General features: G+C 60.4%; 6 protein-coding genes. 5 read left to right on the top strand and 1 reads right to left on the bottom strand.

The features are described from left to right. Positions 1-63: 63 nt before the first annotated feature. Together macA and JOE34_RS18615 are read left to right on the top strand one after the other, a co-directional pair. Positions 64-1,221 carry a macrolide transporter subunit MacA gene (gene macA / locus JOE34_RS18620; protein WP_004404596.1) on the top strand — a complete coding sequence of 386 codons (1,158 nt, stop codon included), beginning with the start codon at positions 64-66 and terminating at the stop codon, positions 1,219-1,221. Between the two features lie 2 nt (positions 1,222-1,223). Further along, entirely contained in the window at positions 1,224-3,185 is a 1,962-nt protein-coding gene (locus JOE34_RS18615; RefSeq protein WP_024665406.1) for a MacB family efflux pump subunit, read from the top strand. 215 nt (positions 3,186-3,400) lie between these two features. Here JOE34_RS18615 and JOE34_RS18610 read toward each other — a convergent pair whose 3' ends face one another. Continuing rightward, the gene (locus JOE34_RS18610) at positions 3,401-4,735 is read right to left on the bottom strand and encodes a diaminobutyrate--2-oxoglutarate transaminase family protein (RefSeq protein ID WP_004417709.1); all 1,335 of its coding nucleotides are present in this window, start codon (positions 4,733-4,735) and stop codon (positions 3,401-3,403) included. A 276-nt stretch (positions 4,736-5,011) separates the two neighbouring features. Here JOE34_RS18610 and JOE34_RS18605 point away from each other — a divergent pair, with 276 nt between their 5' ends. The 3 genes from JOE34_RS18605 to JOE34_RS18595 are packed head-to-tail and all read left to right on the top strand — an operon-like array spanning position 5,012 to position 10,571. Next, entirely contained in the window at positions 5,012-6,442 is a 1,431-nt protein-coding gene (locus JOE34_RS18605) for an efflux transporter outer membrane subunit (protein ID WP_161421047.1), read from the top strand. Continuing rightward, a complete protein-coding gene (locus JOE34_RS18600) occupies positions 6,439-7,542 on the top strand; it encodes an efflux RND transporter periplasmic adaptor subunit (RefSeq protein ID WP_161421045.1) in 1,104 nt (367 codons plus the stop codon). Before JOE34_RS18605 ends, JOE34_RS18600 begins: the two co-directional genes overlap by 4 nt. Next, positions 7,539-10,571, top strand: coding sequence for an efflux RND transporter permease subunit (locus tag JOE34_RS18595; RefSeq protein ID WP_209996394.1), 3,033 nt, complete (start codon positions 7,539-7,541; stop codon positions 10,569-10,571). Before JOE34_RS18600 ends, JOE34_RS18595 begins: the two co-directional genes overlap by 4 nt. Positions 10,572-10,671 lie beyond the last annotated feature (100 nt).

Below are 10,671 nucleotides of genomic sequence, written 5' to 3'. Positions count from 1 at the left end.
CGTTGTTTCTTCAAGCCCGGCGGTTGATCGCCGGGTCAATCCTCAACACATTCGTGGCTTTCTATGAAAAAGTTGAAGTTTCGCAAAGTGCTCATTGTTGTAGTGCTGTTGGTTCTGGCAGCGGGTATTGCCTACAGCATCCAGTCCCCGGAAAAGCCACCGGAGTACCTGACTGCCAAGGTCGAACGCACCGAAATTGAAAACTCGGTGCTGGCCAGCGGGGTGCTGCAAGGCATCAAACAGGTTGACGTCGGCGCGCAGGTCTCGGGCCAGCTCAAGTCACTGAAGGTCAATCTGGGTGACAAGGTCAAACAAGGTCAGTGGCTGGCGGAAATCGATCCCGTGGTGCTGCAGAACACCCTGCGTCAGTCGCAGGTCAACGAACAGAACCTGATCGCCCAGAAGGACGCGGCTGTCGCACAGCTCAAGGACGCCAAAGCCATTTACCAACGTTACAAACAACTGCGTGCAGATGACGCGATCTCGCAAAAGGACTTCGATACGGCGCAATCGGACTTCGAGGTCCGCAGTGCCAACCTGCGCTCGCTGGAGGCACAAGTGCGCGACGCAAGAATCCAGATCGAGACCGCCAGGATCAACCTGGGTTACACCCGTATCGTCGCGCCGATCAGCGGTGATGTGGTGGGTATCGTGACGCAGGAAGGGCAGACCGTGATCGCCAGCCAACTGACACCAGTGATTCTCAAACTGGCGGATCTGGACACCATGACCGTCAAGGCACAGGTCTCCGAGGCCGACGTGATTCATATCACACCGGGGCAAGAGGTGTATTTCACCATCCTAGGTGATGCCGAAAAACGCTATTACGCCAAACTGAAAGGCACGGAACCGGCGCCGCAGAACTTTCTTGACTCGCAGTCCAGCAACGCCAGCAAGCCGAACAGTGCAGTGTTCTACAACGCGTTGTTCGACGTCCCCAACCCGGATCATCGTCTGCGTATTTCGATGACCGCCCAGGTGCATATCGTCCGCGAAAAGGCCAAGGACGTACTGACGGTGCCTGTTGCGGCCTTGGGCGACAAGAACGGCGACGGAACCTTCCCGGTGCGCGTGATGGACGCTCAAGGCCAGGCCCAGAGCCGCAATGTGCAGACCGGTATCAATAACAATGTGCGGGTCGAGATCAAGAGCGGCCTTGCCGAGGGTGACCAGGTGGTGATCGGTGAACCATCGGCCACACCAGCGGCAGCGGGGGCCTGACCATGAGTCGAGCTCTTCTGGAACTCAAGGGTGTAACCCGTCGTTTCGTCGCCGGCGAGAAAGACTTCATCGCGCTGAATGACATCAACCTCACGATCAATGCCGGCGACCTGATTGCCATTACCGGGGCCTCGGGTTCCGGCAAGTCAACACTGATGAACGTCCTGGGTTGTCTGGACCACGCCAACAGCGGCAGTTACAAGGTCGATGGGCGTGAAACCGGTACGCTGACCGATGATGAGCTGGCAGAGTTGCGTCGCGATCACTTCGGCTTCATTTTTCAGCGTTACCACCTGTTACCGCACCTGGCGGCGATCCAGAACGTCGAAATGCCGGCCATCTACGCAGGCACCGGCAAGAGCATGCGCGTGGAGCGCGCGCAGAAACTGCTCGAGCGCCTGGGCCTTTCGGGGCATCTGGAGCATCGGCCAAGTCAGTTGTCAGGCGGCCAGCAACAGCGCGTGAGTATCGCCCGGGCGCTGATGAACGGCGGCGAGATCATTCTGGCCGACGAACCCACCGGAGCCCTCGACAGCGTGAGCGGCAAGGAGGTAATGAACATCCTCCTCGAGCTCAACAGCGCCGGGCACACGGTGATCCTGGTGACCCACGACGAGAAGGTTGCAGCACACGCCGAGCGCATCATCGAAATGCGTGACGGCGAGATCATCGCTGACCGGGTCAACACCGATCGCCCGATCATCAACGAAAAAGCTACCGAGCGTCTGCCGTCCAAACCCAGGCAGGGAAACCGCCTGATGGCCAACATCGGCCTGTTCCAGGAGGCCTTCGTCATGGCGTGGGTGGCGCTGATCTCGCACCGTATGCGCACGCTGCTGACCATGCTCGGGATCATCATCGGCATCACCTCGGTGGTGTCTATCGTTGCGATCGGCGAAGGGGCCAAGCGTTATGTGCTCAAGGACATCGAGGCCATCGGCAGCAACACCATTGAGGTGTTCCCGGGCAGTGACTTTGGCGACACCAAGTCAATGGATATCCAGACCCTGGCGCTGTCCGATGTAGCAGCGCTGAGCAGTCAGTACTACATCGACAGCGCCACGCCGAATATCGGCCGCAACATGCTGCTGCGCTACCGTAACATCGACGTATCGGCGACGGTGAGCGGGGTCAGCCCTAGCTACTTCCAGGTGCGTGGCACAAAGATGGGCTCGGGGGTGGGGTTCAACAAGGATGACGCCCGTCGGCAGGCGCAGGTGGTGGTGATCGATTACAACACCCGGATCCGCCTGTTCGGTCCCAAGGTCGACCCGCTGGGCCAGGTGATCCTGGTGGGTAACCTGCCGTGTACAGTGATCGGCGTGACCGAGAACAAGAAGAACATCTTCGACACCAGCAAGAACCTGAATATCTGGATGCCCTACGAAACCGCCTCTGGCCGTCTGCTGGGTCAGAGCTACCTGGACAGCATCACCGTGCGGGTCAAGGACGGGCAACCGAGCAAGGTGGTCGAGGATAACGTCAACAAGCTGATGCAAAAGCGGCACGGAACCAAGGACTTTTTCACCTACAACCTCGACAGCGTGATGCAAACGGTGCAGAAGACCAGCCAGTCGCTGGCCCTGTTGCTGTCGTTGATCGCGGTAATTTCGCTGGCAGTAGGCGGCATCGGAGTGATGAACATCATGCTGGTATCCGTCACCGAGCGGACGCGCGAGATCGGCATTCGCATGGCAGTCGGGGCACGCCAGTCGGATATCCGTCAGCAGTTTCTGGTAGAGGCGGTGATGGTCTGTCTGATTGGCGGGATCATCGGCATCGGTCTGTCGTTCGTGATTGGCTATGTGTTTTCACTGCTGGTCAAGGAATGGCAGATGGTGTTCTCCGTGGGCTCGATTGTGACGGCGTTCATCTGCTCGACATTGATCGGCATCGTGTTCGGCTTCGTACCCGCACGTAACGCGGCACAGCTTGATCCGATCGAGGCGCTGGCTCGGGATTGACAAGGGGATTACAGGACAAGGATGTCCTGTCCAACGGAGAGTAACGCCTGTGCGCGACCGCGCACTGAAAGACGCCTGCGCGCGGGGTGAAAAAGATCGGCGTATGAAACGTCGATGCAGGAGGCTTCAGAATAGGATAGCGTTCGTGAGGGGCTCATACAGCCGACGTCTATCTGTCGGCTGCATCAACCTCTCAAGCAAGCTTTTGCGAGTGATCAGCCAACCGCGCTGACGCTGGAAACCCGTGCGGCGCTGCTGCTCTTGAGGGACTGTTCGAAGCGGTCGAGGACCATGCCCACTTCTGACTCTGTGATATTCAACGGAGGCAGGAAGCGCAGGACTGCACTGTTGCGTCCACCGGTCTCGATGATCACGCCATTCTTGAAGCACTCCAGCTTGATCGCCCGCGCACGTGCGCCATCGCCAGCCCCCGGACGCGATCCGCTGGCCGGTTTGACAATTTCCACCCCGAGCATCAACCCGCGGCCACGAACGTCGCCGATAAACGGGAATTGCCGGGCGATATCCTCCAGCCCGCTGTGCAACTGCTCCCCTCGGCGCGTGGCATTGCCGACCAGGTCGTGTTCCTTGATATGACGCATGGTCGCAGCGCCTGCCACCATCGCCACCTGGTTGCCACGGAACGTACCTGCGTGCATGCCCGGGCCCCATGTATCCAGGTGCTCGGCATAGACGATCACCGATATCGGGTAACCGCCACCGATGGCCTTGGACAGCACCAGAATGTCCGGCGTTATCCCGGAATGTTCGATGGCAAACAGGTTGCCGGTACGTCCGAGGCCGGTTTGCACTTCATCGATAATCAGCAATATCCCCAACTCGCGGGTGATCTCGCGCACGGCGCGCAACCACTCGGCCGATGCCGCAATACAGCCGCCTTCGCCCTGGATCACTTCGACCACCATCGCCGCCGGTTTGGGCACGCCACTTTCCGGGTCACTGAGTACCGTGCGGATGTACTCGATGGAGAGACGGTCGGTGTGTTCGCCATCGGTGCCGAACGGGCAGCGGAAGCGATAGGGGAACGGCAGGAAGTGGGTACCCTGCGCCAGTAGGCCGGCCTTGGGGTTGAGGTTGCCCATGGCCGACAATGCACCAGCGGTCATACCGTGGTAACCACCGTGGAAGGACATCAGCGGCGAGCGCTGGGTGTAATGGCGGGCCAGTTTGATGGCGGCTTCCACTGCGTCTGAACCGCTGGGGCCGCAGAACAGGATTTTGCTGTTGTCGCGCATGCTGGCGGGCAACGTCGCGAACAGTTCTTCGACGAAGGCGTGCTTGGCCGGTGTGGCCAGGTCAAGGGCCTGCTGCAGATGATCACTGTTGAGGAATTCGATCACCGCGTCACGGACAACCGGTGGATTATGACCCAGTGCGAGCGTGCCAGCGTTCGACAGGCAGTCGAGGTATTCCTGGCCGTTGGCGTCCTTTACTCGCATGCCCTTGCCGCTGACAAACAGCTGCTGGAAGGTCGCTGCGTAGGTGCGCGCATTCGACTCCAGTTTCTTGAGATTGCTTAACTCTTCCATAGTCGATCCCTTGTTGGCACAGGTACGGATTCATTGCTACTCGCTTGGAGCAGAGTCCGATTCTGTAAGAACCTCAGGGTGATCGCCAACTTATCGCCGCCGGACTGTCCCCGTATTCCACGACAGACATCTCGCGGCCTCAGGCGTTAAATGCATGCTACGAAAGGGATTTGTGGCGCTGTAAGAAACCTCGCGACAATGCTCCTGATCGTCCGGACTCTTGCCCCGTTACCCCCTTTCTCAAGACACCACTGTTCCGGAATCTTCGAGAGCTTTATGTCGATTGGCAAACCTGCTGGCTACTTCCTGGTGTCAACGCTTTGGGTATCGCTGCTGAGCGGCTGCACGCTAGGACCGGACTACCAATTGCCTGCGGTGGCGGTTGCCAGCCAGTGGCATGCGCCGCTGCCTCATGGCGCGTCGATGGTCGGGCTGCAGGATTGGTGGCAACAGTTCAATGACCCGGCACTGGCAACCCTGCTGCGTCTGGCACAGGCAGACAGCCCGTCCCTCGATCAGGCTCTGGCGCGCATTGCCCAGGCTCGCGCCACGCTGGACGGCAGCGTTGCCGACAGGCTGCCGCAAGTAAGCGGCGGCGTGAGCAAGTCGCGCGCCGGCATCAATCAGAGCGGATTGCACAAGAGCGGTACGACCTCCGGCGCAACCCTCGATGCGTCCTGGGAACTGGACCTGTTCGGCAAACTGCGACGCACCGACGAGGCTTCGCGTAATCTGCTCGAAGCACGTGTCAATGACTGGCATGACGCTCGTGTGTCACTGGCCGCCGAGGTCGGTGATGACTTCGTGCAGTACCGCGGCTGCCAGATGCTGGTCAACTCTTACCGTGATCAGGCGCAATCCCAGGAGCAGACCGCACGTCTGACTCGCGTGTCGTTTCAGGCCGGGTTCACCGCAGCCGCCGATTCATCGTTGAGCGACGCCAGTGCGGCGGCGAGCAATGCAACTCTCATCAAACAGCAAAGCGAGTGCGACGTGCTGCTCAAAAGCCTGGTGGCCCTGACCGGCAGCGACGAGGAACAGGTGCGAGAAGTGCTCGGCCATAACCCCGCGCGACTGCCGCAGCCTGCGTTGCTGGATGTACGGGAGATACCCGCCGACCTGGTGCGCCAGCGCCCGGACCTGGCGTCCAGCGAGCGCGAGCTGGCCGCCGCGAATGCGAAGATCGGCGCTGCCCAGGCTGATCGTCTGCCCAAACTGAGTCTGGTTGGCTCGTTCCAGGTGGGGACGACCACCGGAGTATTCAGCCGTGTCTGGAGCATCGGCCCGCAACTGACCGTTCCGTTGTTCGACGCAGGCAAGCGCCGGGCGGCGGTGGACTCGGCGCAGGCGGATTATGACGCGGCGCTGGCGACCTATCGGCAGACCTTGCGCACGTCGGTGATGGAAGTCGAGCAGTCACTGGTACGTCTGGACGCGGCACGGCGTGGGCAAGCCAGTACGCAGCAGGCAGCCGACGGCTATGAAGCGTCGTTCGAGGCCACAGACCGCAACTGGCAGGCCGGCAATGCCAGCTTGCTGGACCGCGAAGTGGCTCGACGCTCGGCGCTGTCGGCGCAAATCGAATTGATCACCGTGCAACAAAATCAGGTGCGTTACTGGATTGCCCTGTACAAGGCCCTGGGCGGTGGATGGCAGGACAGTCGCGAAGGTTTGGCCAGAGAGACACCGAAGCGGGGCGGCGCATGAAGAAGATACGCGTTTATGGGCTGCTGGCGTTGGCGGCGTTGGGTGTCTCGGGCTGGATATTGTTTGGCCGTGCAGAACCGACCCCGGCTGCCGTTACAGCGCCAGCTACCAGCCTGACGGTCGAGGCGGTTCAACCGCACCGCGAAGACTGGCCGCAGGAACTAGTGGCCAGCGGTGCGCTCGCGCCGTGGCAGGAAGCCGTGATCAGTGCCGAGACCGGGAGCTTGCGTATCGCCAGCCTGAAGGCTGATATAGGCGATCAGGTGAAGAAGGGTCAGGTCTTGGCGACTCTGGCCGATGACAGCGTGCTGGCCGAGGAAAACAAGCAGAAGTCGGCGGTAGCCCAGGCCACTGCGCAATTGCAGGAAGCCCGTTCCAATGCGCGCCGTGCGGCGGTGGTCGGACAGAGCGGGGCCTTGTCCGAGCAGCAACTGGAAGAGTACCGGGTCAAGGTACAGACCGCCGAAGCCAACCTGGCTTCGGCGAATGCCGATCTGCGCAGCGTCCGGATCAAACTCACGCAGACGCGCATCGTCGCGGTGGATGACGGGATCATTTCCGGGCGCAAGGCCTTGCTTGGCGACGTGGTGTCGGCGGGCAGCGAGATGTTCAGGATGATCCGGGATGGCCGGATCGAGTGGCAGGCAGAACTGGACGCCCAGCAACTGCCGGGCGTTAAGCCTGGCCAGTTGGCCCGGGTGATGTTGCCGGGCGGTATCGAGGTCCAGGGACGCGTGCGCCTGGTCTCGCCAGTGCTCGATGGCAAGACCAGCAGGGCGCTGGTCTACGTTTCCCTGCCGGTGGGGGCTGTGGCCCGCGCCGGCATGTACGCCAGCGGTCGCATCGAACTGCCTTCAAGCCCGGCGCTGACGGTTCCGGACACCAGCGTGATCCTGCGCGACGGGCACTCTTATGTGTTTGTGCTGGGCAAAGACATGCGCGTCAGCCAACACGTGGTCGAGATCGGCCGACGTCGTGGATCGGCGCTGGAAATCGTCGGAGGCCTGGCAGAGCAGGCGCAGATCGTCCGCAGCGGTGGGGCCTTCCTCAATGACGGGGCCAGCGTGACGCTGGTCAACGCCGAGGCCCGTGCGCAATGAATATCTCCGCGTTGTCGATTCGTTACCCGGTCCCGGCGGTCATGCTGTTTTTACTGCTGACCCTGTTTGGTTTCCTCGGATTCGAACGTCTCGGTATCCAGGACTTTCCCGACACCGATCTGCCAGCAGTGGTCATCAGTGCCTCACTGGAAGGCGCCGCCCCCGAGCAACTGGAAACCGAAGTCGCGCGCAAGCTCGAAGACAAGCTGACATCGCTGCGCCTGCTCAAGCACGTCACTACGAAAATTTCCGAAGGCAGTGTCCTCATCAATGTCATCTTCGAGATTGACAAGGATGGCAACGAAGCCCTCAACGAAGTGCGCAATGCGGTGGACAGCGCTGCGGCTGAGTTGCCAGCCAACCTCGATACGCCGTCGGTAACGCGTCTGACCACCAACACCACAGCGTTGCTGACCTATGTGGTCGATGCGCCACGTATGGACGAAGAGGCGTTGTCATGGTTTGTCGACAACGAGTTGAGCAAACAGCTTCTGACCGTGCGTGGTGTCGCGAAGATCAGCCGCGTGGGCGGCGTGGACCGCGAAGTCCAGGTTGACCTTGACCCCACGCTGATGGCCGGTCTGGGTCTGAGCGTGACAGACATTGCGAATCGTCTGCGGGCGATGCAGAAAGATAACTCCGGTGGCCAAGGCGATCTGGGCAGCGGTCAACAGGCGCTGCGTGTGCTTGGCGGCATTGATGACCCGGCGGCGCTGGGCGCTATCCGCATTCCTGTCAGCGATGGACGGATGCTCGCTGTGCAGCAGTTGGCCACCGTGCGTGATACCCATGCCGAGCGCAACACCCTGGCGTATCGCGACGGCAAACCGGTAATTGGCTTTCAGGTCATCCGCTCCCTGGGCTTTTCCGACGTAGGCGTGACCAAAGACTTGCGCCAGGCAGTCAGTGAGTTCGCCAGGCAACACCCTGACGTGCACATTGAAGAGGCGAGTAATGCCGTCGAGCCGGTAATGGAAAACTATCGTGGCTCCATGGCGCTGCTCTACGAAGGCATGTTGCTGGCGGTGCTGGTGGTCTGGTGGTTCCTGCGTGACTGGCGGGCGACCGTTATCGTGGCCACGGCACTGCCTTTGTCGATCATCCCGACCTTCGGCGTCATGTATTTTGCCGGCTTTAGCCTCAATACCGTTTCGCTGCTGGCGCTGGCGCTGGTAATCGGCATTCTGGTCGACGATGCAATTGTTGAGGTCGAAAACATTGCTCGACACCTGCGCATGGGCAAAACCCCGCGACAGGCGGCAATCGAGGCGTCCGACGAGATTGGCCTTGCCGTATTGGCAACGACCGTGACCCTGGTCGCGGTGTTTCTGCCGACTGCTTTCATGGGCGGGATTTCCGGCAAACTGTTTCGCCAATTCGGCGTGACGGCCAGCGCTGCGTTGATGTTTTCGTTGCTGGTCGCCCGTCTTCTGACGCCGATGATGGCGGCGTATTTGCTCAAGGCACGGCCGCATGGCGAGCATGACAGCGGTTTGATGAGACGTTACCTGGGCTGGATTCACACCAGCCTGAGCCGCCGCAAGACCACCATGGCCATTGTTGGTGCTTTGTTTATCGGCTCGCTGGCGCTGATCCCGTTGCTGCCAACCAGCTTTTTGCCTGCTCAGGATATTGCCAGCAGCACCGTCAGCCTGGAATTGCCGCCCGGCACCAGTCTGGCTCAGACCGGTGAGATTGCCTTGCAGGCTGAAAAGCGTTTACGCGCGATTCCTGAAGTGGCCCACGTCTTCATCGCGGCGGGCAGCGGCGATGCGGGCGGTGCAGGTGATCGGGACGCGAAACTGACCGTCGATCTGCTGCCGCGTGACCAACGCACACTGAAACAGTCGCAGGTGGAAGCGAGCATGCGTGAAAGTCTGCGCAGTTTGCCCGGTGTGCGGGTAACGGTCGGTGGTGACGGCAGCGGAGAACGTCTGGACATTGTCCTTGCCAGCGATGACGGCGATTTGCTGGAGCGCACTGCCGCCGCTCTTGAACCGCAACTACGCCAGATAAAGGGCATCGGCAACGTCACCTCGAGTGCTGCTGTGCAACGCCCGGAAATCCAGATACGCCCTGACGTTTTCCGGGCGGCAGAGCAGGGCATCAGTAGCCAGGACATCGCCGACACCCTGCGGATGGCCACCTACGGCGAATACAGTTCGTCCCTGGGCAAGATCAATCTGTCCCAGCGCCAGGTCAATGTGCGGGTGCGTATGCAACCGCAAGTACGCACCGACCTGCAGAGCCTCGCTCAGCTACGGATCAAGGGGCGTGATGGCCAGATTGCGCTGGCGTCGCTGGGAGAGCTCAGCATGGGCAGCGGTCCCGCGGAGATTGATCGTATCGACCGCTTGCGCAATATCACGCTGTCCATCGAACTCAATGGCAGCAATCTGGGCGAAGTGATGGAACAGGCCAGGCAGTTGCCGGCCATGCAGAACCTGCCAGCGCAAGTGAAACTGGTGGAGCAGGGCGAGTTGCAGTTGATGAGCGAGCTGTTTGGCAACTTCAGCCTGGCGATGGCCGTCGGCGTATTCTGTATCTACGCGGTGCTGGTGCTGCTGTTCCATGACTTCATGCAGCCGCTGACAATCCTTTCGGCGCTCCCCCTATCGCTTGGCGGCGCACTGTTGGCACTGTTGATCGGCGGAATGAGTTTTTCCATGGCGTCGGTCATTGGTTTGCTGATGCTGATGGGGATCGTGACCAAGAACTCGATCCTGCTGGTGGAATACGCAATCATGGCTCGCCGCGCACCCACCGTGAGCCGCTATGAAGCGTTGATCGACGCCTGTCACAAACGCGCCCGGCCGATCCTGATGACCACCATCGCAATGGGCGCGGGCATGTTGCCGACCGCACTGGGATGGGGCGGCGAATCAGGTTTCCGTCAACCGATGGCGGTGGTCGTTATCGGCGGACTGTTGGCCTCGACCGTACTAAGCCTGTTGGTAGTGCCCGTTATCTTTACTTATGTCGATGATGGTCATGAGAGGCTTAAAAGTTTGTTCCGCAGGCCTTTATAAAACGATGTAATCCGTCATAGAGGCGGGCACCCTGAAAGGGGTAGGCATCCAAGAAAATACTTCGCATTTCGATACACTTCCTCTCTGGATTCCACTGAAC

Origin of the sequence: Pseudomonas sp. PvP028 (genome assembly GCF_017832255.1) — a bacterium.
GTDB lineage: Bacteria > Pseudomonadota > Gammaproteobacteria > Pseudomonadales > Pseudomonadaceae > Aquipseudomonas > Aquipseudomonas syringae.
Note: the sequence above shows the minus strand (reverse complement) of the source record. Positions and strands in the feature narration are given on the sequence as shown.